Source organism: Corynebacterium glyciniphilum AJ 3170, assembly GCF_000626675.1.
Classification (GTDB): domain Bacteria; phylum Actinomycetota; class Actinomycetes; order Mycobacteriales; family Mycobacteriaceae; genus Corynebacterium; species Corynebacterium glyciniphilum.
In genome coordinates this window covers 1,807,710-1,833,755 of record NZ_CP006842.1, presented here as the reverse complement: position 1 = coordinate 1,833,755, position 26,046 = coordinate 1,807,710, and the positions used below count along the sequence as shown (strand labels likewise).

Here is a 26,046-nt window from a genome sequence, read left to right as displayed (position 1 = left end):
GGGGTAAAGCCCCGGAGCCGGGGCTGATGTGGCGTCGCTCCGCTGTGGTACGTTCGCGCCTATGAGCATACCTTTTGCTGATGCTAAGTAAGCCTATAGAAAAGCTGCGGGTGCGGGGGTGCCGCCGGGTCTGGCGTCAGTGACCCGCCCGTACTCTGGGACCGAACTCTGGTGACCGATCAATCCAGGAGGCCACTCGCATGCACATCGCCGTCATCGGCCTCGGCCCGGCCGGAGCGCTTCTTGCCCACCGCGCCGCGGCGATCGGCTGGACGGTGGACGGTTACGACCCCCGGTGCGAGGTGACCCCTGCGGGTGGCCTCCTGCTTCCCCGGTGGACCAACACCTATGGGGTTTTCCTGGACGGCCTCCCCCCGTGGACGCGCTCCGTGCTCGCCTTCTCTGCTGTCTCTTCGTCCCTTGACGTGAACACGCCCCGGCGTCGTGCCTTGAGCGGCCGGCCGTACGGAATAATTGACCGGGACGCCACCCGGGGGCGACTGACTGCCGCCGGGAACCGGCTGCGACTGCACCGCCGCAGGATTACTGACCTCAGTCCGGAAGCGCTCGGTGTCGAGGTTGTCGTGGACTGCCGGGGCGTCGTCGACCGTCCCGGGGACATCCGTCAGATCGCGTACGGCGTTGTCCTGGAATCACCGGCTGGCCTGCACTCCCCCGCTGTGTTCATGGACTGGCGTCCCGCCTGCCCGGACGAAGACTCTGCAGAGCCCCCCAGTTTCCTCTATGTACAACCTGTCGAGGGCGGGACGCTGTATGAGGAGACGGTCCTGGTGACCAGGCAGCGAACGCGCCCGATGATCGACCTACTGAAGCAACGGCTCGCCGCCCGCGTCCCCGGAACTGTTCCGGTGTCGGGACCGTCGCATGTCATCACCACCGAGACGGTCCACTTCCCTGTCGCACGCCGCGCACGCGGGTGGTACACGGGACTCCGCGACGGCGTTGCGGTCTTCGGAGCAGCGGGTGGGATGACCCACCCGGCGACCGGCTACTCCGTCGCCGAATCAGCGGCGACCGTCGACCGGATGCTCCACCTTCTCGACCGTGGTTCACTCCCCTGGCAGGAACGGTTCTCGGCTGCACTGGCCTACCGTCTCCGACTGTTCGGTGCGGAACTGGTCACTATGTCCGACGGGGCGACGCTCCAGCAGTTCTTCGATGCCTTTTTCGACCTGCCTCCGCGACGGCAGACCTTCTACCTGGCCGGGCAACACGGTGGACGCGTGGCCGTGACGATGCTGTCGCTGGCCCGGTTTCCCCGGCGGGTCCTGCCGTTCCTTCGCCCGGTGCCCCGGGTGCTGTGGGGCATGGCTGTCGGGCGCTCTGCTTCCTGACGAGAAAACCACCATGTGGGGTCCGCCTACAGGCCTGTAGGCGGACCCCACATGGTGGTTATTTCCGGGGTGGGGACGTGTCGGACGTGTCTCGGTGCTCCGCTACACGCTGAAGCCGAGATAACGCAGCTGCTCGCGCCCGTCGGCGTTGATCATGTGCGGGCCCCACGGCGGGGACCAGACCCAGTTGATCCGCAAGGCCGAGACCTGTTCGATCCCGTCCACCACGGCGGTCGTGGCCTGGTCCTCCAGCATGTCGGTCAACGGACACGCCGGCGAGGTCAACGTCATGTTGATGACCGCCTCGGTGCCCTTGTCGGTGCGCTCCACCCAGACCTGGTACACGAGGCCGAGGTCCACGACGTTGATCCCCAGCTCAGGGTCGATGACGTCGAGCATCGCCTCCTCGATCTGGTCGGAGAGCATCACATCCTCCTGTGAGATCTCCTTCGGGGGCTCCGGGACAGCGTCCAGTGGATTGGGGTCCATCTGCGGGGACGACGGCTCAGCGGCGGTGCCGGTGGCCGTGTCGGTAGTGGTGTCGTCAGTCATGGTGGATCCTTACTTCTTGTTGGTTGACTCGCTCGTGGCGGCCTCGAAGGCCTTCCAGCCCAACAGCGCGCATTTCACTCGGGCAGGGTATTTTGACACGCCGGCGAAGGCCACACCGTCGCCGATAATGTCTTCGTCACCCTCGACGGTGCCGCGGGAGGTCACCATTTTCTCGAACTCCGCCAGCTTCGCCATGGCCTCGGGCACGCTCAGCCCGGTGAGCTCCTCAGCCATCACCGATGTCGCCGCCTGACTGATCGAGCATCCTGTGGCGTCATAGGAGATGTCGGTGACCGTACCCAGGTCCTCTGACAGGGTGACACGGAGGGTGACCTCGTCGCCGCAGGAGGTGTTGACGTGGTGGACTTCGGCATTGAACGGCGTCCTGAGCCCCGCATACTGTGGATGCTTGTAGTGGTCCAGGATGACCTCCTGGTACATCTGCTCAAGTTTCACTGGGGCTGCCTCACGTTCTGGTCCTCCTCGGCGACGGTACCGAAGAACCGTTGGGCGGCGCGGATGGCGTCGACCAGTGCATCGACCTCGTCTTCGGTGTTGTACAGGTAGAAGCTGGCGCGGGCCGTCGCCTGGACACCGAGCGCCCGGTGCGCCGGCCAGGCACAGTGGTGGCCGACACGGATGCACACGCCGTTGTCGTCGAGGACCTGACCGAGGTCGTGCGGGTGGATTCCGTCGACGACGAAACTGACCGCCGAACCCCGGTCCACGTTCTCGGTCGGTCCGATGATCCGCAGTCCGTCCACCGCGGACAGACGCTCGAGGGCATAACCGGTGAGGCCGTGCTCATGCGCGGCAACGTTGTCCATGCCGATCTTCTGGAGGTACTCGACGGCCGCACCCAGACCGACGACCTGTGAGGTCATCTGGGTGCCGGCCTCGAAACGCTGCGGCGGCGCCGCGTACGTCGTCTTCTCCATGGTGACGATCTCGATCATGGAGCCACCGGTGAGGAACGGCGGCAGGCTCTCCAGCAGGTGTGACTTGCCGTAGAGCACGCCGACGCCGTTGGGGCCGAGCATCTTGTGCCCGGAGAATGCGGCGAAGTCGACGTCCAGGGCGTGGAAGTCCACCGCCATGTGCGGCACCGACTGGCACGCGTCCAGGACGAAGAGAGCGCCGACGGCGCGGGCACGTCGTACGGCCTCCGTGACGTCGAGCTGGGCTCCGGTCACGTTGGACTGGTGGCTCAGTGCGACGACCTTGGTGCGCTCCGAAAGCTCGAGACTGTCGAGGTCGATGCGCCCGTCCGGGGTGGCCGAGTACCACCGCAGGGTGGCACCCGTGCGTTGCGCGAGTTCCTGCCACGGCACCAGGTTAGCGTGGTGCTCGATCTCCGAGATGACGATCTCGTCGTCGGGGCCGACCGCCAGGTCGCCCGCGCGGGGGTCGCCCAGCATGAAGGCGACCTCGTTGAGCGCCTCCGTCGCATTCTTGGTGAACGCGATCTCCTCGTCGGCGGCGCCGACGAACCGGGCAACGGCATCGCGTGCCGACTCGTAGGAGTCGGTCGCCTCCTCGGCGATCTCGTAGGCACCACGGTGGACCGGGGCGTTGTGCTCCGTGAGGAAGGTCCGCTCGGCGTCGAGGACCTGGAGCGGCCGTTGCGCGGTCGCACCGGAATCCAGGTACACGAGTGGACGACCGTCCCGTACCGTGCGTGACAGGATCGGGAAGTCCGCCCTGATGGCGGCGGTGTCCAGTGGGGTCATTCGTTATCAGGCCTTTGCGGTGAATCGCTCGTAGCCGTGCTCCTCGAGTTCCTGGGCGAGCTCGGGGCCACCGGACTCGACGACACGTCCCTTGGCGAAGACATGGACGAAGTCGGGCTTCACGTAGTTCAGGATGCGCTGGTAGTGGGTGATCATGATCAGGCCACCGTCCTCACGCTCCTTGTAGCGGTTGATGCCCTCAGAGACGGTGCGCAGGGCGTCGACGTCGAGGCCGGAGTCGGTCTCGTCGAGAATGGCGAACTTCGGCTTCAGCAGCGACAGCTGCAGGATCTCGTGGCGCTTCTTCTCGCCGCCGGAGAACCCCTCGTTGACGGAACGCTCGGAGAACGCCGGATCGATCTCCAGCTCGTCCATGGCGGTGCGTGCCTCCTTGACCCACTGGCGCAGCTTCGGCGCCTCGCCGCGCACGGCGGTGGCCGCGGAACGCAGGAAGTTGGCCATGGACACGCCGGGGACCTCCACCGGGTACTGCATGGCGAGGAAGAGTCCGGCGCGTGCGCGCTCGGAGACATCCATGTCCAGCAGGTTCTCGCCGTCGAGGAGGACCTCGCCTTCGGTGATCTCGTACCGGGGGTGGCCGGCGATCGCGTAGGACAGGGTGGATTTGCCGGAGCCGTTCGGGCCCATGATGGCGTGCGTCTCACCGGAGTTCACGGTGAGGTTGACGCCGTGGAGGATCGGCTTGGGATCCTCGTTCTCGTCCTGGGGGACCACCTGTGCGTGGAGGTTCTTGATCTCGAGAGTGCTCATTGTGTGTTCGTTGTTCCTTACCGGGAGTATGGAGAATGTTCAGCTGGATCAGAGGACGGTGTTGGCGAGTTCCTGCTCGACGACGTCCTCGAGGTTCTCGCGGATGCTCTTGACCGGGACACGGCGGATGACATCGGTGAAGAAGCCGCGGATGATCAGTCGGCGGGCGTCTTCGTCGGAGATGCCGCGGGACTTCAGGTAGAACATGTGCTCGTCGTCGAAGCGTCCGACGGTGGCGGCGTGTCCGGCACCGACGATCTCACCGGTCTGGATCTCCAGGTTCGGCACGGCATCGGCGCGCGCGCCCTCCGTGAGCACGAGGTTCTTGTTCGTCTCGTAGGTGTCCGTGCCGGTTGCCTCGGGACGGATCAGCACGTCGCCGATCCATACGGTGCGGGCCTCGGAGCCGTGGCGCCCGGTTTCGCCCTGCAGCGCCGACTTGTAGAGCACGTTGGAGCGGCAGTTCGGCATGCTGTGGTCGACCAGCAGGCGCTGTTCGAAGTACTGTCCGGCATCGGCGAAGGACACACCCAGCAGTTCCGCATCCCCGCCGGGGCCGGTGAAACGGACGTGCGGGACGGATCGCACGACATCGCCGCCGAAGGTGGCGACGGTGTGACGCACCGTGGCGTCGCGACCGACGAGGATATGCGAGTTGGACAGGTGCACCGCGGTACGGCCCCAGTCCTCCCACACCACCGTGGTCAGCCGGGCGCCGTCGCCGACGACGAACTCCAGGTTGTCGGAGTGGACCCCCTCGCCCTGGTATCGCAGGACGACGATCGCCTCGGCATGTGCCTCGAGTTCGATAACGGTGGTGCCGTAGGTCGTCACATCGTCGCCCGAACCGGTAAGGGTGACGATGACCGGCGCGTCAAGGACGGTGTTCTTCGCCACGAGCACGTGATCGGCCACGGTGCTGTTGACCCATGCCTCAGCGGCGGGACGGTCGACGGGCAGTCCGGCGCGGCCCGTGCGCTCGTCGTCCATGGCGAGTTCGGTGTAGCTCACACCGGCCTGGTCACCGGTGTCCACGGTGACGGTGGGCCGGGCGGCCGGGGCTGCCTTCCCCGCCGAGGTGTCCTCAAGGCCGCGCAGGCGGCGTAGCGGGGTGAAACGCCAGTCCTCGTCCTTGCCGTGCGGGACCGGGAATGCCGCCGGGTCGGCGGACTGGAACCGGTCGCCCTTGGTGGGCATGCTGTTGGCGGGGGTGGTCGCCGGAGTTGTTACGGGAGTGGTCATCGGTTAACCCACCGATCCTTCCATCTGCAGTTCGATCAGGCGGTTGAGCTCCAGGGCGTACTCCATCGGGAGCTCCTTGGCGATGGGCTCGACGAAGCCGCGGACGATCATTGCCATCGCCTCGTCCTCCTCGAGCCCACGGCTCATGAGGTAGAACAGCTGGTCCTCGGACACCTGGGAGACGGTGGCCTCGTGACCGAGGGTGACGTGGTCGTTGCGGATGTCGTTGTACGGGTATGTGTCCGACCGCGAGATCGAGTCGACCAGGAGGGCGTCACACTCCACGTTCGCCTTGGAGTGGTGGGCCTCCTTGTTGATCTGGACCAGGCCGCGGTAGGCGGCACGCCCACCGGAGCGGGCCACGGACTTGGAGACGATGTTGCTGGAGGTGTACGGCGCCATGTGCACCATCTTCGCGCCGGTGTCCTGCACCTGGTTCTCGCCGGCGAAAGCGACGGAGAGGACCTCACCCTTGGCGTGCGGCCCGGTCATCCACACGGCCGGGTACTTCATGGTGACCTTGGAGCCGATGTTGCCGTCGACCCACTCCATGGTGGCGCCTTCCTCGGCACGGGTGCGCTTGGTGACGAGGTTGTAGACGTTGTTCGACCAGTTCTGGATCGTCGTGTAGCGGCAGCGGCCGCCCTTCTTCACGACGATCTCCACGACTGCGGAGTGCAGCGAGTCTGACTTGTAGATCGGGGCGGTGCAGCCCTCGACGTAATGGACGTAGGCATCCTCGTCGACGATGATGAGCGTGCGCTCGAACTGGCCCATGTTCTCGGTGTTGATCCGGAAGTAGGCCTGCAGCGGGATGTCGACGTGCACACCCTTGGGCACGTAGATGAACGATCCGCCGGACCACACGGCGGTGTTCAGTGCGGAGAACTTGTTGTCGCCGGCCGGGATGACCGTGCCGAAGTGCTCCTTGAACAGCTCCGGGTACTCCTTGAGCGCGGTGTCGGTGTCCAGGAAGATCACGCCCTGGCCCTCCAGGTCCTCACGGATCTGGTGGTAGACCACCTCGGACTCGTACTGGGCGGCGACACCGGCGACCAGTCGCTGCTTCTCCGCCTCGGGGATACCGAGCCTGTCGTAGGTCTCCTTGATGTCATCCGGCAGGTCTTCCCACGTCTGGGCCTGCTTCTCCGTGGAGCGGACGAAGTACTTGATGTTGTCGAAGTCGATGCCCTCGAGATCGGCTCCCCAGGTCGGCATCGGCTTACGGTCGAAGGTGTTCAGAGCCTTGAGACGACGCTCGAGCATCCACTCGGGCTCGTTCTTCTTGGCCGAGATGTCCCGGACGACGGCCTCAGACAGACCGCGCTCGGCAGCGGCGCCGGCGGCGTCGGAGTCGTGCCAGCCATAGCCGTAGGCACCGATGGAGTCAATGATCTCGTCATCGGTCTGTGGCTTGTTCTGGGCCTTGTTGTCGGGTAATTGTGCAGCTTGAGTCATGTCAGCTCTCCTTCGTGGATGAAGGGTGGATTGTGGTCAGCGGGATATGCGTCGTGCAGATTCCGTTGCCGTCGGCGATGGTCGCCAGCGGTTGGGTGTGGTGGCCGAGGAGTTCGGTGACCACCCGGTGCTCCGCCGCGCAGAGTTCGGGGAACTCATGGGCGACATCCTGGATCGGACAGTGGTGACGACAGATCTGGACGCCGGTTGCCGCTTCGTCGACCGTGGCGGCGTAGCCGCGCTCGGTCAGTGCCTCGGCGATGCGTTCCGCCCGGTCTACGACAGTCTCCGGGACGGAGTCGTCGACTGACCCGAACAGATCCTGCATCCGCTGGTCGGCGAAGTCGGCGACCGCGTCATCACCACCCGTCTCCCGGAGGGCCCGCAGGGCCAGGAGCGCGAGTGTGTCGTAATCATGGCCGAAACGTCCTCGTCCAGCGTCGGTCAACCGGTACAGTCTGGCAGGGCGACCACGGGTCCGTCCTCCGACGGAGCGGGGCGCCTCGATCGTCTCGGCGAGTCCGTCGGAGACGATGTTGTCCAGGTGCCGACGGACACCGGCGGCACTCAAGCCGAGTGCTTCGCTGATGTCGGTGGCACTGACCGGACCGTTCCGGAGGATCTGCGCCAGAACTTCACGGCGGGTGTCCCGTTCGCTCATGAGCTGTTCCCTCCTCGACGACAGTTGTGACAGTGGGTCATGATTAGACAACACGAGTGTCGCGTAAATCATTCCCGTTGTCTAATAAGGGCAGCCTGACCTGTTGTTTCTCTGTTCTACCGAACCCCGTATTTTCGCAACAGACGGGTGTCCTGCCCGCCGCGCGTACCCCGGCCCGTAGAATGCCGGTGTGACCCAGCCACCTCCCTCTGACAGCACCGTCTCCGCCGGCGCAGGTCGACGGATCCGCGGCCTCGGGGGCATGTTCGGCCTCCTGCCGAACATCGGTACCGCCGGCTCGCGCAGTGCCCTCCTGCACACCGACAGCCCTGTCGGTACCGCGCGTCGTTTCACCGGTGCCGAACTGCTGCGGCTGCGCCTCGGGATCGTCACCGGGATCGTAGGATCGGTCCTGATCGGTGTCGGTGGTGTCGGCGCAGGGGCGCTGCCGGTGGTCGGCAACTCGCTGTGGTCGCTGCCGGTGAGCGGATTCCTCTCCCGCATGCTGCACACCACCACCGTCGCCGTGTTCGTCGGGATCAGCCTGCTGATCGTGGGCTGGTTGCTGCTCTGGCGGTACTGTGTGCCCGCCAAGGACGCGTCCTCTCCCCTGCTGCCGATGGCCTCGCTGGTCCGCATCGGTGTGCTCTGGGTGCTTCCGCTGCTGGTGACCGCACCGATGTTCACCCAGGACATCTACTCCTATCTCGCACAGGGGTCGATCGCAGCCCAGGGTTTGGACCCCTACTCCGCCGGGCCGGTCGACCTGCTCGGGGTGGACAATGACCTCGCCCGGTCGGTCCCTTTCGAATGGTCGCACTCCCCTGCCCCCTACGGTCCGGTGGCTGTCGGTATGGCGGCGATCATCTCGAAACTGACCGGCGACGTTATTGCCGCCGGGGTGATCATCCACCGGCTGATGTCGGTGGCCGGGGTCTTCGTCGCCGCGTGGGCGCTCGTCCGGCTGGCGCGTCGCTGCGGTGTGCAGCCGCAGGCGGCCCTGTGGCTCGGCATCCTGAACCCGCTGGTGTACCTGCATCTGGTGGCAGGTGTCCATAATGAGGCGATCATGATGGGACTGCTCCTTGCCGGAGTGGAATGCGGTCTACGTGCCGTGGATCCTGGTCGCGCTTCCGTATCCGGCCGCTGGCTGTGGGGCTCTGCCGGTGTCATCCTGATCAGCGCTGCCGGAATGGTGAAAGTCACCGCATTCCTGGCGCTCGGCTTCGTCGGCGTCGCCCTCGCCCGCTACCTCGGCGGACGGTTTCGCGACCTGGTTGTCGCGGCGCTGGTGTACGCCGTCGGGACGGCCGTGGTGGTCGTCGTCGTGTCCCTGGGGTCCGGTCTGGGTTTCGGATGGATTCTGGTCCAGGGCGGTGCGACCGAGGTGATCAGTTGGATGTCGGTGACCACCGACATCGGGCTGCTCACCGCGAACAGTGGATCGTGGCTGGGGCTGGGTGACCACACCGACGCGGCATTGTCGACAGCGCGGTTGATCGGTCTGCTGATCGGTGGTTTCTGGGTGGTGCGTATGCTGTGGGCCTCATTCCGGGGGCGGGTCCACCCCGTCGGCGGCCTGGGCGTGGCCACCTTCTTCCTCGTGGTGTTCTTCCCGGTCGTCCACCCCTGGTATGTGCTTTGGGCCGTCATGCCGCTGGCCGCGTGGGCCAACCGCAGTACCTTCCGGGTGGCCGTGGTCGCGTACTCAGTGATCCTCAGTTACTTCATCCTGCCCCGGGGCCTGAACCTGCCGCCGTCGACCGTGTCGGTGATGTACCTGATGTCGGCGTTGTTCTCGGTGGTGTTCATCATCATCGGCTGGCTGCTTTACCAACGCAGGAAGGCCACCAGCTAGACTCTGGGACCGTGGTTAGCGCAGGGATGGACGCGGGCAGTCGATCTGCACTCCGCTTGCGGGGTGTCGTCAAACGGTACGGGGACGTCACCGCGGTCAACGGTCTTGACCTGACGGTCGGACGGGCCGAGGTGCTCGCGCTCCTGGGGCCCAACGGTGCCGGTAAGACGACGACCGTCGAGATGTGCGAGGGCTTCCTCGTGCCCGACGAAGGGACCGTCGACGTGCTCGGCACTGATCCCAGCCAAGACACCGACCGCCTGAGGGGACGTATCGGGGTGATGCTCCAGGGGGGCGGAGCCTACCCGGGGATCCGCGTCGGCGAGATGCTCGGTCTTGCGGCGTCCTACTCCGCAGACCCCCTGGATCCGGCGTGGTTGCTGGAGACGGTGGGGCTCAGTGGCCATGAAAAGGCCAACTACCGCCGTTTGTCCGGTGGGCAGCAGCAGCGGCTCTCCCTGGCGCTTGCCCTGGTGGGGCGTCCTGAACTTGTCTTTCTCGATGAACCGACGGCAGGGCTGGACGCGCAGTCCCGCCTGGCGGTGTGGGACCTGATCTCCGCCCTGCGTAACGACGGGGTCTCCGTGGTCCTCACCACCCACCTGATGGACGAGGCAGAGGCACTGGCTGACCAGGTCGTGATCATCGACCACGGCCGTGCCGTGGCGCAGGGGACGATCAGCGAACTCACCAGCAGCGCCGATCCCCGGGTGGCGGTGTCCACGGATCGGGAGATCGACCTCGACGCGATGGCTGCGCGGCTCGCGCCGCTGGGCGCAACGGTCTCCGTGACCCGCCCGACCCTGGTCTCGGTCTCGGCGACGGTCACCCCGGCGTTGATCAGTGAGATCACCGCGGAAGCGGCACGCCAGGAGATCCTCGTCACTTCGTTGGACGTTGATCAGCGCAGTCTCGAGAGTGTTTTCCTCGACATCACCGGAAGGGAGATCCGGGCATGAACCGGTCCCGACAGACTACGCAGACTACGGGGCGTTTCGCTCCAGGCCAGTTCACCCCCCGCCCTCGCCAGGCCCCCGCCGGACGCATGCTTCTGGCCCAGGCCAGGATCGAGACGCTGCTGTTCCTCCGCCACGGGGAACAGCAGCTGTTGTCCCTGGTGATCCCGCTGGGCCTGTTGATCGCGCTGAGTCTGATCCCGATGGTCCCGCTGGATGACCCGGTGCAGCAGGTCTACCCGATGACGGTGGGGATCGCGTTGATGAGTGCGGGATTCACCGGCCAGGCCATCGCTGTGGCCTTCGACCGACGCTACGGTGCGCTGAAACGTATCGGTGCCTGTGGCGTCCCCCGTCGGATCCTGATCAGCGGAAAGGTGATGGCCGTCGGGGCCGCCGTGCTCGTCCAGCTCGTTGTCCTGACGATCGTCGCTCTGGTGCTCGGATGGACGCCGAGTGCGGCAGGGGCCCTGCCCGCACTGGCGTTCATCCTTGTCGGCATCGCGACGTTCACCGCGCTCGGTCTGCTGCTCGGCGGGACGCTGAGCTCGGAACTTGTCCTGGCACTGGGCAACACGATCTGGTTCGTCCTGATGGGTGCTGCCGTACTGACTGCTCTGGACACGGACATTCCCGGCCCGGTGCACGCCGTCCTCCGGGCGCTGCCGTCTGTGGCACTGACCGACGGCCTGGTCGACGCCGCGTCCGGGACACTGAATCTCGCGGCGCTTCTCGTCCTGGCCGTCTGGGGCGCGGTCGGCGGGGTGCTGGCGGTCCGGTTCTTCTCCTTCACCATGGACGACGACTGATCGCTGATTACGGACGGCGTGCCCGGGAGCGATAGACTGGACGACCGTGATGGTCTCGCAGAAAACCCAGGACGACAGCCCGACGGCCAGCGAAAAGCCGGCCCCCGCCCCCAGGGTGAGAGACACCACCCTGGTCCGGATGCGCGAGCGGGTGTCCGCCACCACCCACCCCGTCAACCGGTTCTTCCTCCGGCTCTACACCGCGATCCTGGTGCTGTGCGCGAAGAGTCCCGTGCCCACCGTGCGTCGCCAGCGGTTGTACGCGGTCATCCTGATGGTGTGCCAGGGCGGGATCACCTTCACCGGTGCCCTGGTCCGGGTCACCGGCTCGGGGCTGGGGTGCCCGACCTGGCCCCAGTGCCACCCGGGGTCGCTGGTCCCCGAGTCCGGGACGACACCGGGCATCCACCAGGCCATCGAGTTCGGCAACCGCATGCTCACCTTCGTGCTCATCATCGCCGCGCTGGTGGCGTTCCTCGCTGTCTTGCGGGCCGCACGGCGGAACACCATCCTGCACATTGCCTTCCTGCAGGGAATCGGCATCATTGCGCAGGCAGTCATCGGTGGCATAACGGTGCACCTGGATCTGGCGTGGTGGATCGTGATGGCACACTTCCTGCCGTCGATGGTGCTCGTGTTCTTCGCCGCGGTGATGGTGGTCAAGATCGGTGAGGACGACGACGCCCCCCGTCGGGCGACGATGCCGAAGCCGCTGCGGTGGGCGACATGGGGGTCGGCGCTGGGGCTGGCCGTGACCCTGGTGACCGGCACCATGACCACCAGCTCAGGCCCACATGCCGGCGACGAGGCGATCCAGGAAGGCGACCGCCTGCAGATCGCCCTCTTCGAGATCGCGAACATGCACGCCCATGCGATGTACCTCTACATGGGCATCACGATCGGCCTGTTGGCCGGCCTGCTGGCCGTGCACGTGGACCGGCGGATCAAGACGGCGGCACTGGTGTTGATCGCGGGGATCATCGTCCAAGGCATTGTCGGGGTCGTCCAGTACAATCTCGGTGTCCCCCGGTGGACCGTCCCGCCGCACGTGGTCGGCTCGGCCATTGTCACGGCAGCGACTGGACTTCTCTGGGCCATGCGCTTTCGGCGCGGGGAGGCCGCCGCTGACCGCGACTACGACATCGAAGACGCCGTCAGTGAGAACGCCGCAGTGTCCAGCTGATCACGGCGCCACTTACTTACTCAGGGGCGCGGAGCGCGCTCTGGGGCGGTAACTGCAGGGTGGTCGCATGGGGGTGGAACCACCCTGGAACGTCGACCCGGGGGCCGGGGTAGATGTCGTTGTGCTTCGACCCGCTGACACGGCAATTCCAGGGTGGTGTCAGGCACACGTGCGGCACCCGGGGGTTTCGCTGCTGCAGCGCGGACGGACGGTAGCGGGTCGGCCTCAGAGGCCGAGCATCTCGGAGACGGTCTCCAGCCCGAGGACCGCGTCAACGGACAGGCCGACAAACAGGACGGAGAGGTAGTTGTTCGACAGGAAGAAGAGGTTCATCGGCTTGACCTTGACCCCCTTCTTCACCCCGTTGTGCAGCCCGTGGGCGCGCAGGATGAACCAGGCGCCACTGAGAAGTGCCACGACGGCGTAAATCCAACCGGTGGCGGGGACCAGCAACAGGGAGGTGATCACCGTCGCCCACGTGTACCAGAGGATCTGACGTGTGACCTCGAGGGGAGGCTTGACGACGGGCATCATCGGCACACCGGCAGCTTCGTAATCCTCGCGGTAGCGCATGCCCAACGCCCAGGTGTGCGGGGGCGTCCAGAAGAAGATGATGAGGAACAGCAGCAACGCCTGACCCCAGGACATCCACCCTGCGTTGAAGGATCCGCCGTTGGCCTCGGTCACGGTGGCCCACCCGACCATGACAGGCATACAGCCGGCGGCGCCGCCCCAGATCACGTTCTGCCACGTACGACGCTTGAGCCACTTGGTGTAGACGAAGATGTAGAACCAGATCGTCAGCAGGATGAAGCCGGACGCCAGCCACGAGTTGCAGAGGAACCCGAGCCACAGCACACTGGCCACCGTCAGCGACCAGGCGAAGATTCTCGCCTCGGTCTTGTTCACGGTGTGCTTGGCGAGGGGGCGCCGGTGTGTACGGCGCATCTTCTGGTCGATGTCGTAGTCCGCGACCATGTTGAAGGTGTTGGCCGCAGCTGCGCCCATCCATCCGCCGACCAGTGTCAGCAGGATCAGCCCGAGGTTGATCTCCCCCCGCTGTGCCTGGAGCATCGACGGGATGGCGGCGACAAGCAGCAGCTCGATGACTCGGGGTTTCGTCAGCGCGATATACGCCTTGATCTTGTCCACCGGTCAGTCCGCCTCCATAAACGCCATAGGTCACCGTGGGTACTGGAACGTCAGAACCCCACGGATCTGCCAAACGGACAGGTTACCTGAGCCGGTCGTGGGACCGAAAACCGTTGTTCTCCGTGCGGGCGACCGAGGAGCCACCTGATCCACCAGTGACACGGTCGACGTCGGGACACTACACTGGTTCGGGTTACACGGGCCGCGTTCTGCGACCAGCTGTGGTCAGTGCGCCCGTGTCCTCTTATGTCCCCAGATGACAGGAAGGCTACCCAGCGTGACACTCCCCAAGGACCTCGAAGCCCGCACGGTCCGGAAGTACCCGGATGACTGGACTGAGCTGGATACCCGTGCAGTCGACACGGTTCGCGTCCTCGCGGCCGACGCTGTGGAGAAGTGCGGTTCCGGTCACCCCGGTACTGCGATGTCCCTCGCCCCGCTGGCCTACACGCTCTACCAGCGCGTGATGCGCCATGATCCGTCGGACCACAACTGGCCGGGCCGCGACCGGTTCGTCCTGTCCGCCGGTCACAGCTCGCTGACGCAGTACATTCAGCTGTACCTCGGCGGATTCGGGCTCGAGTTGGACGACATCAAGGCGCTGCGCACCTGGGGGTCGAAGACCCCGGGGCACCCCGAGGTCGGTCATACCGACGGAGTCGAGATCACCACAGGTCCCCTGGGCCAGGGTCTTGCCTCGGCGGTAGGAATGGCCGTCGCGTCCCGTCGCGAGCGGGGCCTGTTTGACCCGGACGCCGCCGAGGGCGAGTCGCCGTTCGACCACCACATCTACGTCATCGCCTCCGACGGCGACCTGCAGGAGGGTGTCACCTCCGAGGCGTCGTCTTTCGCTGGTACCCAGCAGCTGGGCAACCTGATCGTCTTCTGGGACGACAACAGCATCTCCATCGAGGACAACACCGACATCGCCTTCGGCGAGAACGTCGTCGCCCGCTACGAGGCCTACGGCTGGCAGACCCTCGAGGTCAACGCCGAGGACGTCACCGCGATTCTCGCCGCCGCGGAGAAGGCGAAGGCGGACACCGACCGTCCGAGCTTCATCCGGGTCCGTTCGGTGATCGGTTACCCCGCGCCGACGAAGATGAACACCGGCGCCGCCCACGGTGCCGCTCTCGGTGGCGACGAGATCGCCGCTGTCAAGGAGACCCTGGGCTTCCCTGCCGACGAGGACTTCCCCGTCGAGTCGGAGGTTCTCGACCACGCCCGTGAGCTGGTCGCCCGCGGCCACGAGGCACACCGTGCGTGGCAGAGCGACTTTGACGCGTGGACGGAGAAGAACCCCGAGGCCCGTGCACTGCATGACCGCATTGCCGCCCGTGAGCTGCCGGAAGGCTTCGACGCGGAACTCCCGTCGTGGAACGCCGGCGACAACCTTGCGACCCGTAAGGCCTCTGAAGCTGCTCTCCAGGTGCTGGGGGCGACCCTGCCGGAGTTGTGGGGTGGTTCTGCCGACCTCGCCGGTTCCACGAACACGATCATCAAGGGTGACAAGAGCGTCGGGCCTGAGTCCATCTCCACCGATGCCTGGTCCGCCCACCCCTACGGGCGTAACCTGCACTTCGGAATCCGTGAGCACGGCATGGCCGCAATCCTCAACGGCATCGCCCTGCACGGCGCCACCCGTCCCTACGGCGCGACGTTCCTGCAGTTCTCGGACTACGCCCGCGGTGCGGTGCGCTTGGGCGCCCTCATGAGCAGCGACGTCTACCACGTCTGGACCCACGACTCGATCGGGCTGGGCGAGGACGGCCCCACCCACCAGCCGGTCGAGCATCTTGCGGCGCTGCGGGCGATCCCGAACCTCTCGGTGATCCGTCCGGCGGACGCCAACGAGACGGCACAGGCCTGGTCCGCCGCGCTGAAGGCCCCTGCCGCGCCGAAGGCTCTCGTGCTCACCCGTCAAGGTGTACCGGTGCTCGATGGCACGCAGGAGAAGGCCGCCGAGGGCGTCGCACGTGGTGCCTACGTCCTGGCGGAGTCTTCCACCGACACCCCCCAGGTCATCCTCATGGGATCGGGTTCCGAGGTGCAGCTCGCCGTGGAAGCCGCCGCGGCACTCGAGTCCGAGGGCATCGGAACCCGCGTTGTCTCCGTGCCCTGCATGGAATGGTTCGACCAGCAGGACGCCGGCTACCGCGAGTCCGTGCTTCCCGCCTCGGTCACCGCCCGGGTGTCCGTCGAAGCCGGTATCGCCATGCCGTGGAAGGGCTACACCGGCACCGCGGGACGCAACGTCTCCCTGGAGCACTTCGGTGCCTCCGCCGACTACAAGACGCTGTACCGCGAGTTCGGCATCACCGCTGAGGCGGTCGCAGCCGCCGCACGCGAGATCCTCTGACCCGCACCGCATACCACCACCTGTCACCACATCTCTGACACCCTCAGAAAACCCACGCACAGAAAGCTGGTTGATCACCCGTGAACCACGTAACCGAACTCGCCGCCGCCGGTACCTCCGTGTGGCTGGACGACCTGTCCCGCGACCGACTCACCACCGGTAATCTTGCTGAGCTGATCAGCGACTCCGGCATCGTCGGGGTCACCACCAACCCGGCGATCTTCGCCAAGGCCATGTCCGCGGGCACTGCCTACGACGCCCAGGTCGGCGAACTCAAGACCTCCGGCGCCGATGTCACCGACGCTGTGTTCGCCATGGCCGTCGAGGACGTCCGCAACGCCTGCGACGCCTTCGCCGCCGTCCACTCGGCCTCCGACGGCGTCGACGGACGCGTCTCCATCGAGGTCGACCCCCGACTCGCCGATGACCGCGAGGCCACGGTGGCACAGGCCAAGAAGCTGCACGCGGATGTCGGACGCGACAACGTGATGATCAAGATCCCCGCCACCGAGGCGTGCCTGCCGGCGATCACCGAGGTGCTGGCCGCCGGGATCAGCGTGAATGTCACCCTGATCTTCAGCGTCGACCGTTACCGCCAGGTCATTGCCGCCTTCATCGAGGGGATCGCCCAGGCGCAGTCCAACGGACACGACGTCGCGACGATCCACTCCGTCGCCAGTTTCTTCGTCTCCCGCGTCGACACTGAGATCGACCGTCGGCTCGACGAGATCGGCACGGCGGCCGCCTTGGCGGTGCGTGGCAAGGCTGGGCTGGCCAACGCCCGCCTGGCCTACGAGGCGTTCGCCGCGGACCTGGTGCAGGACTCGCGCTGGCAGCAGTTGGAGGCCGCAGGCGCCCACCCGCAGCGACCGCTGTGGGCATCCACCGGTGTGAAGAACCCCGACTACCCCGACACCCTGTACGTCACCGGTCTCGTCGGCCCGCAGACGGTGAACACCATGCCCGAGGACACCCTCAACGCCACCCTCGACCACGCCACGGTCTCCGGCGACACCCTCAGCGGTACCGGGGACGATGCCCGCGAGGTCTTCGCCGCGCTGGAGGATCTGGGTGTCGATCTCAACGATGTCTTCGTCGTTCTCGAGCACGAGGGCGTGGAGAAGTTCGTCAGCTCCTGGCAGGAGTTGCTCGACACCATCGGGGAGCGTCTGTGAGTTCCGAGTCCCCCCTGTGGGAGAACCCTCTCCGAGACTCTGCGGACCGCCGTGTCCCGCGGATCGCCGGGCCCAGTGGCCTGGTGATTTTCGGCGTGACGGGTGACCTCGCGCGTCGTAAGCTCCTCCCGGCGGTCTACGATCTGGCCAACCGCGGCCTGCTGCCCGCCGGCTTCAGCCTCATCGGCTACGGACGCCGGGACTGGACCAAGGAAGAGTTCGAGGCGGAGGTGCTCGATGCGGTCCGTGACCGGGTGCGTACTCCCTGGCGGCAGGCGGTGTGGGAGCAGCTCGCTGCCGGAATCCAGTTCGTCAAGGGTGATTTCGTCACCGACTCCGCCTTCGATGATCTGGCGGCCATGACCCGCCGTATGGACGAGGAACGTGGCACCGGCGGCAACTGGGCCTACTACCTGTCCGTGCCGCCCCAGTACTTCTCCGAGGTCTGCAACCAGCTCGAACGTTCAGGGCTGGCGGACTCCACCGACGGCTGGAAGCGCGTGGTCATCGAGAAGCCCTTCGGTCATGACGAGGATTCGGCCACCGAACTCAACCGCATCGTCAATTCCGTGTTCCCGGAGTCCTCGGTCTTCCGGATCGACCACTACCTCGGTAAGGAGACCGTCCAGAACATCCTGGTGCTGCGTTTCGCCAACCAGATGTTCGAGCCGCTGTTCAGCTCCGGTTACATCGACCACGTGCAGATCACCATGGCCGAGGACATCGGCCTGGGTGGCCGGGCCGGATACTACGACGGTATCGGTGCGGCCCGGGACGTCATGCAGAACCACCTGCTGCAGCTGCTCGCGCTGGTGGCGATGGACGAGCCGGTGACCTTCTCCCCCGACGAGCTCAAGGCAGAGAAACTCAAGGTTCTCAAGGCGACCCGACCGGTCGGCCCGTTTGCGCAGACCACGGCCCGGGGCCAGTACACGGCCGGGTGGCAGGGGTCCGAGTACGTTCCCGGGCTCCGTGAGGAGGAGGGTTTCGACCCCGCATCCACCACGGAGACTTACGCTGCAGCCACGTTCGAGATCAATTCACGACGGTGGGCCGGTGTGCCGTTCCACCTGCGTACGGGTAAGCGGCTGGGCCGTCGGGTCACGGAGATCGCACTGGTCTTCAAGGACGCGCCCCACCAGTCCTTCAGCCCGGAACAGACTGAGGCGCAGAAGTCGAACGTCCTGGTCATCCGGGTTCAGCCCGATGAGGGCGTGCTCCTGCGGTTCGGGTCGAAGGTTCCAGGCTCGGCCATGGACGTCCGGGACGTGAACATGGACTTCTCCTACTCCGAGGCTTTCACCGAGCAGTCGCCGGAAGCCTACGAACGTCTCATCCTCGACGCCCTGCTGGACGAGGCCAGCCTCTTCCCCACCAACGAGGAGGTCGAGGAATCCTGGCGGATCCTGGATCCGGTGCTGAACTACTGGGCCACCGCAGGACGTCCCGAAGACTACGAGTCCGGTACCTGGGGTCCCTCCGGTGCCGACCGGATGCTGTCCCGACACGGCAGGAAATGGAGGCGTCCCTGATGCCATTGACTACATTCACCGATGCCGGCGATCACGCCGCCGTCGTCGACCTGGGCACCACGACCACCCACGAGTTGACCGACCAGCTGCACCGTCTGCGCGAAGAGCGCGGCGAGATCGCCACCGGTCGGGTTCTGACCCTCATCGTCTCGGTGCGTTCTGAAGAGGACCTCGACACCGTGGTCAACGCCACCGTCGATGCGTCCCGTGAACATCCCGCGCGCGTTATCTTCGTGGTCCACGACCGGTCGACCACCGACGTCAGCATGGACGCCGCGATCCACCTGGGAGGTACGGCGGGCGCTTCCGAGATGATCCTCATGCGACTGCACGGCGCACTCGCCGATCATGCGGACAATGCGGTCACTCCCCTGCTGCTTCCGGACACCCCGGTTGTCGTGTGGTGGCCGTTCACCTCTCCCCGGAACCCGGCCGCCGATTCGCTGGGCGCCCTGGCGACCCGTCGTATCACCGACAGCTTCGCCGACGCGGCTGCGGGGCGGGGCGCCGAAGCGATCTTCCGCCGCCGTATCGGTTATGCACTGGGCGACTCGGATCTGGTGTGGAGCCGGATCACGCCGTGGCGTGGGCTGCTGTCCAGTGCGCTCGACCAACGTGCCGGGGACACTATCCAGTCCGCGGAGGTGTCCGGCCCCGCCGATGACCCGGCCGTCGACATCGCTGCAGGGTGGCTTGCCGATCGTCTCAATGTCCCGGTGACCCGCTGCGCCGACGGCTCTCCTGCGGTGCCACTCGACGACGAGGGCGAGCCGATGTCGCCGATCCAGCGCACCATCATCTACTGCACGGAGGGCACGGTGGAACTCACGGTGGTCAATCACCGCTCCGTGCGGGTGAGCACGGGTGTGGGGACGGATACGCTTGTGAACCTCTCCCGACGCCACGTCGGTGACTGTCTCGCAGAGGAGCTGCGCCATCTCGAACCGGACCGTGCGTTCGGCCAGGCGCTGCACGGTCTGCCACGCGTCCGGACTCCGCGAGACGGTATGAGTGCCTCGATCCCTTTTTCTGCACAGGAGAGCACGCGATGAGCGACACACGGAACCTCGAGGTCAGAGGGTGGAAGACCGGCGATGATCTCGCTCACGGCGTCGCCCGGGAGATTGTTGAGCTGCTGGCCGGCGTCCAGCGTGACGGTGGAGTCAGCGACGACGGCTTCGCCCGGATCGTGCTCACCGGTGGCGGGGCCGGTGGTGCGGTGCTGCGGGAGCTCGCCGCACTCGACCATGCGGCCCGTGTTGCCGCTGATTCCTTCCCCGTCACCGCCGTCGACTGGGGCAAGGTGCATGTCTTCTTCGGCGACGAGCGTTTCGTCCCGTCGGGCACCAGTGGGGCCACCGCACGCAACGATGAGCTGGCTGAGACTGAACTCCTCTCCCACGTGGACATTCCCGAGGTGAACGTGCACCGTGTCGCTGTCCCCCGCGACGGTGAGCCAGCCGACGGATCGGGCCTCGACGCCGCAGCGGTGGAATACGCCGAGGCGGTGGCGGCCTTCGCCCCCGACGGATTCGACCTGCATCTGTTGGGGATGGGACCGGAAGGACACGTCAATTCCCTCTTCCCGAACACCGGTGACCTCAGTCCCGAGCCCGGGACGCTGGTGGTTGCGGTGCGCGACTGCCCCAAACCCCCGGCCGAGCGGGTGTCACTGACCCTCGAGGCGATCCACGCGTCGACAGAGGTCTGGCTCCTGGTCACCGGTGAGGCCAAGCGTGAGGCGGCCGACGAGGTCGTGTCCGGCACGGATCCTGCCCAATGGCCGGCCGCCGGGGTGTCGGGGGCCCGGCGGACCGTCCTGCATGTCGATGCAGCGGCAGATCCGCGCTGAGACGACCAGCATACATACGACAAGGCCGCTCCCGGTACCGGGAGCGGCCTTGTCGTATGTCCGGCTGTCGGTCAGCCCACGTTGTAGTGGACGACCAGGTTCAGCCCGACGATGGCGGCGATCCAGATCACGGCGGTGGTGACCGTCAGCCGGTCGAGGTTCTTCTCCACGACCGTGGAGCCGGACAGGCTCGACTGCATACCGCCACCGAAGAGGCTCGACAGACCGCCACCCTTCCCCTTGTGGAGAAGAACGGACAGCCCCAGGATGAGGCTGGTGACCACCAGAACGATCTGGAGGGAGAGAACCATGCGAACTGCCTTACGTCGGTCGGGGCCATGCGATAACCACACCATCATAGCCCAACTCTGGTGTACGGGACACCTGCGACACTACCCGGAGTTACGCAGCCCGGTCGCCAGCCCGTTCATCGTCAACCGGATGCCGTCGAGCACGTCGTCGCTCCGGTCACCGGCGCGGTAGCGGCGCAGCAGCTCCAACTGCAGCAGGTTGAGCGGAAGCAGATACGGGAACCGGTTACGCACCGACAGGGCCAGGGCAGGGTTGTCCGCGAGCAGGCTGTCCTGGCCGGTGATCTCCAGACACATCCGCACGGTGAGATGGAACTCCTCGACGATGGTGTCGTAGATGCGTTCGGCGTCGTCTGCGTCCGGCACCAGTCGGGAGTAGAGCTTCGCCACCGACAGATCGGCCTTGGCCATCACCTGCGCCATATTCGACAACACCGAGCGGAAGAACGGCCAGGTGCGGTGCAGCTCACGCAGATACTCCAGCCGCCCTCTGGTTTCCTGGCCGTCTGTGTCCTCCCCGGCGGCGATCCAGTCCCGTAGGGCGGACCCCACCCCGAACCAGCCCGGCAGCATGATGCGCGACTGCGACCAGGACAGCACCCACGGGATGGCACGCAGGTCGGCGATACTGCTGGTCTGCTTGCGTGAACTGGGCCGGGAACCGATGTTGAGGTTGCCGATCTCAGCCAGCGGTGTCGAGGAGGTGAAGTAGTCGATGAAGCCGTCGTCCTCGTGCATCAGCGCGGAATAGGCCGTGCGCGAGAGCTCGGCGATCTCCCGCATGGCCGTGTAGGCGCGGTCGGGCTCCTTGATGCGGTCGACGGGTAGCAGGCTGGCTTCCAGGGTTGCCGAGACGAGTGCTTCAAGGTTGCGCCGGGCGACCGACGGCACACCGTACTTGGCGGAGATGATCTCGCCCTGTTCGGTGATCCGGACGCTGCCCTGCACCGCGCCTTCGGGCTGGGCGAGGATCGCCTCGTGGCTGGGGCCACCACCCCGTCCGACTGTGCCTCCACGTCCGTGGAACAGTCGCAGTCCGACTCCGGCCTCGCGGGCGGCGGCGACGAGGGCGAGCTCGGCATCGTAGAGACCCCAGTTCGCGGCGAAATAGCCGCCGTCCTTGTTGGAGTCGGAGTAGCCGAGCATGATCTCCTGGATCCCGCCGCGCTGGGTCACGTAGTCGCGGTAGAACTGGTGACTCCACAGCTCGGCCATGACTGTGGCGCCGTGGGCGAGATCGTCGATGGTCTCGAAGAGTGGGATCACGTCTACCCCACCGGTGGCCACTCCGTCGGTGACATCGATGAGGCCGACTTCCTTGAGCAGGATCATCGGTTCGAGGATGTCGGAGACGCTGGACGCCATGGAGATGATGCAGTGCGGGACGGCCTCGGGGCCGAGCCGGTCGACGGCGTCCGCGGCGGCGCGGAAGATCCCGAGTTCGCGTTCCGTCATCTCACTCCAGCGAGCCCGCGGGTCGGTGAGCGGGCGTGGCGAGTGCAGCTCCCGGGTCAGCAGTTCGACGCGGTCGTGCTCATCAAGGGTGCTGTAGTCGGCGGTATGGTCGGTGACGCCGGCGCGGGTGAACATTTCGGTGAGAATGCTCTCGAAGCTCTCGGAGTTCTGCCGCAGGTCGAGGCTGCTGAGGTGGAAGCCGAAGGACCGGGCGGCGGCGATGACCGTCGCCAGGCGGTGATCGGCGATCAGGTCGTCGGCGCTGGCGCGCAGCGAGGCCTCAACGGTGTGCAGGTCGGCGAGGAAATCGCTGGCCTCGGCATAAGGCTCGTAGGGCCCGAGGCTGTCGGTGTCCGGGTGGACGATGTCGCTGAGTCGGGCGGTGGCCGTGGCGGCGATCCTGCCTCGGATGCCGTGGACCGCACGTCGGTAGGGTTCGTCGACCCGGGACGGGACGTCATTGTGGCCGTTGTCGGCGAGGTCGTCCAGGTCGGGGGTGACGCTGGTGAGGCGGCTGGAGAGACTGAGTTCGTGCTCGAGGTCGTGGAGCTGGCCGAGGTACCAGTCGAAGACGGTCTGGGCGGCCCGGGACGTCGCGTAGTCGACGGTGTCTCCGGTGACGAAGGGGTTGCCGTCGTGGTCGCCGCCGATCCAGCTGCCGGGGCGCACCACCGGTGTCGAGGGGACGTCGGCACCGTAGCGTTCCCGTAGCTCACGGGTGACCCGCTGGTTGATCTGGGGGATCTCCTGCAGCAGGCTGATGGTAAAGTAGCGGAGTCCGACGTTGATCTCGTCCTCGATGCGGGGGCGCACCGAGCGGATCAGCGCGGTCTGCCACAGGATGGTGACACGACGACGGATGTTGCGGTCGATGCCGGCGAGGCGTTCGTCACTGCGCGCGGTCCGGCCGGCGTTGAGGATGCGCCCACGGTTACGCATCAACCGAGTGATGTCCCACTGCACGTCGAAGACGGTGCGGCGGCGGGTCTCGGTGGGGTGTGCGGTGAGTACGGGGGCGACGTAGGCGGAGTCCATCACCGCGGAAACCTCATCGGCGGTCACACCACCCTCGTCGAGGGACTGCCACGCGGCCTGCAGCGTCGCACGGTGCGGAGGCTCCCCCTCGTCGGCGAGACGCTCACGCAGGCGTTCCTCGTGGAGGTCCTCGGCAAGATTGGCCAGCAGCGCGAAGTGGGAGAACGCCCGGATCAGCGGAAGGGACCGGTCCGACGGGAGGTTCTGCAGGCGATCGGCGAGGTCGGCGAGGTTGCCGTCGCCGTGCCGGACGCTAAAGGCGTCCTTGCGGGTGTCCTCGACGAGAGCGAGGACATCCTCCCCTTCCTGCTCCCGGATGACGTCGCCGAGGATCGCGCCCAGGTAGCGCAGATCCTGCCTCAGCCCGGGGACGATCTCCGGCTCGTCCCGGGACGGCGGGACGACGGGGATGGCGGTGCCGGGCACCGTCGTGTCAGAATCATCGAAGGGGGAAGTCATTCCCCCATTGTGCCTTTAGCTGCCCGCCTTCGCAGCGGCAGCGCACAGCCGTGCGAAATCCTCGCCGTCAAGGCTGGCACCTCCGACGAGTCCACCGTCCACGTCGGGCTGGCCGACGATTTCGGCGACGGAGTCGGTCTTGACAGAGCCACCGTAGAGGATGCGCATGCCGGCGGCGGTCTGCTGGTCAGCCAGCTCGCCGATGAGTCCACGGATCGCCGCACAGACCTCCTGGGCGTCAGCGGCGGAAGCGACCTTGCCGGTACCGATGGCCCATACCGGCTCGTAGGCGATGACGACGCGACCGAGATCGGCGGCAGACAGTCCCTCCAGCGAGGCGCGGGTCTGGTCGACGACGTAGCTGACGTGCTCGCCGGACTCGCGGACCTCCAGGGGCTCGCCGACGCACACGATCGGGGCGAGACCGGAGCCGAGGGCGGCCTTGGCCTTCGCGGCGACGGTGGCGTCGTCCTCCCCGTGGTACTGACGACGCTCGGAGTGACCGACCACGGCCCAGCTGCAGCCGAGCTTGGCGAGCATGGCGGCGGAGACCTCACCGGTGTAGGCACCGGACTCGTGGACGGAGACGTCCTGCGCCCCGTAGGTCAGCGGGATCTTCTCACCGTCGACGACGGTCTGCACGCTGCGGATGTCGGTGAACGGCGGGATCACGGCGACGTCGACGTGCTCGTAGTAGTCCTTGGGCAGGGCGAAGGCGAACTTCTGGACCACCTGGATAGCTTCCAGGTGATTGAGGTTCATCTTCCAGTTGCCGGCGATCAGGGGGGTGCGTGACATGGTGGGTGCTCCTCAGTTTTCGAGAACGGTGATACCGGGCAGTTCCTTGCCCTCGAGGAACTCGAGGGAGGCACCGCCACCGGTGGAGATGTGGCTGAAGCCGTCCTCGTCGAGGCCCAGAGTCCGCACCGCGGCGGCAGAATCGCCGCCACCGACGACGGAGAAGGCCCCGGCTCCGGTGGCGGAGATGATGGCTTCGGCCACTCCCCTGGTGCCGTCGGCGAAGGTGGGGAATTCGAAGACGCCCATCGGGCCGTTCCAGAAGACGGTCTTGGCTGCACCGAGGGTCCCGGCGAAGGCGGCTACGGAGTCCGGCCCGATATCGAGACCCATCTGGCCGTCGGGGATGGCGTCGGCGGCGACCGTGCTGGCCGGTGCATCGGCGGCGAACTCGGGGGCCACGACGACGTCGGTGGGCAGGGAGATGACGTCGCCGAAGCGGGACAGCAGGTCGCGGCAGGTGTCGATCATGTCCTCCTGGAGCAGAGAGGTGCCCACGGAGTGCCCCTGCGCAGCGAGGAAGGTGAAACACATGCCGCCACCGATGATCAGGGTGTCGACCTTGGGGGCGAGCGCCTCGATGACTCCGAGCTTGTCGGAGACCTTCGAACCACCGAGGACGACGACGTAGGGCTGTGCCGGGTTCTCGGATACCGTCTTGAGCACCTCGAGTTCGGACTGCACCAGACCGCCGGCGTAGTGCGGCAGCAGTGCCGCGACGTCGTAGACGGAGGCCTGACGACGGTGCACCACACCGAAGCCGTCAGAGACGAATGCTCCGTTGTCACCGGTCAGGGCGGCGAGCTCGGTGGCGAAGGCCTGGCGCTCGGCCTCGTCCTTGGAGGTTTCCCGGGCATCGAAACGTACATTCTCCAGCAGGAGGATGTCGCCGTCGTTGAGGCCGTTGGCACGCTCGTGGGCATCCTCACCGGTGACGTCCTGAGCCAGGGGTACCCACTGGTCGAGACGCTCGGCGAGGGCCTCGGCGACCGGCGCCAGGGAGAACTCCGGGTTGACTTCGCCCTTCGGGCGGCCGAGGTGGGCGGTGACGATGACGCGGGCGCCGGCGTCGATCAGGCGGCGCAGCGTTGGTACGGAGGCATCGATACGGCCGGGGTCGGTGATGTCGCCGTCCTTGAGAGGGACGTTCAGGTCGGCGCGGACGAGGACGTGTCGTCCCTCGACGCCGTCGGCGATGAGGTCGTCGATGGTCTTCACGGTCATGGCTTCAGTCTCCTGGGGTACGTGGGGTGGCTGGGGTGCGATAACGAAGAGTGCGGACAAGGTGACGGCGGGTCGGCATGTGCCGACCCGCCGCGGGACCGGTGGAACCGGCCGGTACT

At 66.4% G+C, this 26,046-nt stretch carries 22 protein-coding genes; 10 read left to right on the top strand and 12 right to left on the bottom strand.

Translation table 11 applies throughout. The features are described from left to right. The first annotated feature begins 200 nt into the window (after positions 1-200). On the top strand, positions 201-1,355 hold the full coding sequence (locus tag CGLY_RS08615; protein WP_038548583.1) for a lycopene cyclase family protein: 1,155 nt from the start codon (positions 201-203) through the stop codon (positions 1,353-1,355). 102 nt (positions 1,356-1,457) lie between these two features. Here the strand turns inward: CGLY_RS08615 and CGLY_RS08610 are convergent, their stop codons facing one another. From CGLY_RS08610 to CGLY_RS08580, 7 genes are read right to left on the bottom strand one after another with little or no spacing between them, the layout of a single operon-like run. Continuing rightward, complete coding sequence (locus tag CGLY_RS08610; RefSeq protein ID WP_052539923.1) at positions 1,458-1,907, bottom strand: metal-sulfur cluster assembly factor; 450 nt, start codon at positions 1,905-1,907, stop codon at positions 1,458-1,460. A gap of 9 nt (positions 1,908-1,916) precedes the next feature. Further along, complete coding sequence (gene sufU, locus CGLY_RS08605; protein WP_038548580.1) at positions 1,917-2,363, bottom strand: Fe-S cluster assembly sulfur transfer protein SufU; 447 nt, start codon at positions 2,361-2,363, stop codon at positions 1,917-1,919. Beyond that, positions 2,360-3,637: a cysteine desulfurase gene (locus CGLY_RS08600; protein WP_052539922.1), complete on the bottom strand. Its 1,278-nt coding sequence runs from the start codon at positions 3,635-3,637 to the stop codon at positions 2,360-2,362. Before CGLY_RS08600 ends, sufU begins: the two co-directional genes overlap by 4 nt. 6 nt (positions 3,638-3,643) lie before the next feature. Further along, positions 3,644-4,408 carry a Fe-S cluster assembly ATPase SufC gene (gene sufC, locus CGLY_RS08595; protein WP_038548577.1) on the bottom strand — a complete coding sequence of 255 codons (765 nt, stop codon included), beginning with the start codon at positions 4,406-4,408 and terminating at the stop codon, positions 3,644-3,646. A 48-nt stretch (positions 4,409-4,456) separates the two neighbouring features. Then, complete coding sequence (gene sufD / locus CGLY_RS08590) at positions 4,457-5,650, bottom strand: Fe-S cluster assembly protein SufD (RefSeq protein ID WP_038548574.1); 1,194 nt, start codon at positions 5,648-5,650, stop codon at positions 4,457-4,459. A 3-nt stretch (positions 5,651-5,653) separates the two neighbouring features. Further along, positions 5,654-7,108: a Fe-S cluster assembly protein SufB gene (gene sufB / locus CGLY_RS08585; protein WP_038548571.1), complete on the bottom strand. Its 1,455-nt coding sequence runs from the start codon at positions 7,106-7,108 to the stop codon at positions 5,654-5,656. A 1-nt stretch (position 7,109) separates the two neighbouring features. Then, positions 7,110-7,769, bottom strand: coding sequence for a helix-turn-helix transcriptional regulator (locus tag CGLY_RS08580; protein ID WP_081803845.1), 660 nt, complete (start codon positions 7,767-7,769; stop codon positions 7,110-7,112). A 190-nt stretch (positions 7,770-7,959) separates the two neighbouring features. Here CGLY_RS08580 and mptB point away from each other — a divergent pair, with 190 nt between their 5' ends. The 4 genes from mptB to CGLY_RS08560 all read left to right on the top strand — a co-directional run bounded on the left by mptB (position 7,960) and on the right by CGLY_RS08560 (position 12,575). After that, positions 7,960-9,627, top strand: a complete 1,668-nt coding sequence (gene mptB / locus CGLY_RS08575) for a polyprenol phosphomannose-dependent alpha 1,6 mannosyltransferase MptB (RefSeq protein ID WP_320406883.1) — start codon at positions 7,960-7,962, stop codon at positions 9,625-9,627. 26 nt (positions 9,628-9,653) lie between these two features. Continuing rightward, entirely contained in the window at positions 9,654-10,586 is a 933-nt protein-coding gene (locus tag CGLY_RS08570) for an ABC transporter ATP-binding protein (protein ID WP_038548566.1), read from the top strand. Then, on the top strand, positions 10,583-11,392 hold the full coding sequence (locus CGLY_RS08565) for an ABC transporter permease (RefSeq protein WP_081803844.1): 810 nt from the start codon (positions 10,583-10,585) through the stop codon (positions 11,390-11,392). Before CGLY_RS08570 ends, CGLY_RS08565 begins: the two co-directional genes overlap by 4 nt. Positions 11,393-11,531: 139 nt before the next feature. Then, positions 11,532-12,575 carry a COX15/CtaA family protein gene (locus tag CGLY_RS08560; protein WP_038552125.1) on the top strand — a complete coding sequence of 348 codons (1,044 nt, stop codon included), beginning with the start codon at positions 11,532-11,534 and terminating at the stop codon, positions 12,573-12,575. Positions 12,576-12,800: 225 nt separating this feature from the next. Here CGLY_RS08560 and CGLY_RS08555 read toward each other — a convergent pair whose 3' ends face one another. Then, positions 12,801-13,727: a heme o synthase gene (locus CGLY_RS08555; protein ID WP_038548562.1), complete on the bottom strand. Its 927-nt coding sequence runs from the start codon at positions 13,725-13,727 to the stop codon at positions 12,801-12,803. 256 nt (positions 13,728-13,983) lie between these two features. Between CGLY_RS08555 and tkt the strand changes: the two genes are divergently transcribed. From tkt to pgl, 5 genes are all read left to right on the top strand, one after another. Beyond that, positions 13,984-16,086, top strand: coding sequence for a transketolase (gene tkt, locus CGLY_RS08550; protein WP_081803843.1), 2,103 nt, complete (start codon positions 13,984-13,986; stop codon positions 16,084-16,086). An 80-nt stretch (positions 16,087-16,166) separates the two neighbouring features. Then, positions 16,167-17,261 (top strand): transaldolase, encoded by a 1,095-nt coding sequence (gene tal / locus CGLY_RS08545; RefSeq protein WP_038548556.1) that lies wholly within the window; start codon positions 16,167-16,169, stop codon positions 17,259-17,261. Then, on the top strand, positions 17,258-18,793 hold the full coding sequence (zwf, locus tag CGLY_RS08540; RefSeq protein ID WP_038548553.1) for a glucose-6-phosphate dehydrogenase: 1,536 nt from the start codon (positions 17,258-17,260) through the stop codon (positions 18,791-18,793). The genes tal and zwf overlap by 4 nt, the downstream gene beginning before the upstream one ends. Further along, the gene (locus CGLY_RS08535) at positions 18,793-19,845 is read left to right on the top strand and encodes a glucose-6-phosphate dehydrogenase assembly protein OpcA (protein WP_052540815.1); all 1,053 of its coding nucleotides are present in this window, start codon (positions 18,793-18,795) and stop codon (positions 19,843-19,845) included. The genes zwf and CGLY_RS08535 overlap by 1 nt, the downstream gene beginning before the upstream one ends. Further along, positions 19,842-20,645, top strand: a complete 804-nt coding sequence (gene pgl, locus CGLY_RS08530; protein ID WP_038548550.1) for a 6-phosphogluconolactonase — start codon at positions 19,842-19,844, stop codon at positions 20,643-20,645. The genes CGLY_RS08535 and pgl overlap by 4 nt, the downstream gene beginning before the upstream one ends. A 71-nt stretch (positions 20,646-20,716) precedes the next feature. Here pgl and secG read toward each other — a convergent pair whose 3' ends face one another. From secG to CGLY_RS08510, 4 genes are all read right to left on the bottom strand, one after another. Continuing rightward, a complete protein-coding gene (secG, locus tag CGLY_RS08525; protein ID WP_038548547.1) occupies positions 20,717-20,956 on the bottom strand; it encodes a preprotein translocase subunit SecG in 240 nt (79 codons plus the stop codon). 81 nt (positions 20,957-21,037) lie between these two features. After that, entirely contained in the window at positions 21,038-23,821 is a 2,784-nt protein-coding gene (ppc, locus tag CGLY_RS08520; RefSeq protein ID WP_174411439.1) for a phosphoenolpyruvate carboxylase, read from the bottom strand. Positions 23,822-23,920: 99 nt separating this feature from the next. Further along, positions 23,921-24,703, bottom strand: a complete 783-nt coding sequence (tpiA, locus tag CGLY_RS08515) for a triose-phosphate isomerase (RefSeq protein ID WP_038548542.1) — start codon at positions 24,701-24,703, stop codon at positions 23,921-23,923. A 12-nt stretch (positions 24,704-24,715) separates the two neighbouring features. Beyond that, positions 24,716-25,927 carry a phosphoglycerate kinase gene (locus CGLY_RS08510; RefSeq protein WP_038548539.1) on the bottom strand — a complete coding sequence of 404 codons (1,212 nt, stop codon included), beginning with the start codon at positions 25,925-25,927 and terminating at the stop codon, positions 24,716-24,718. Between the last annotated feature and the right edge of the window lie 119 nt (positions 25,928-26,046).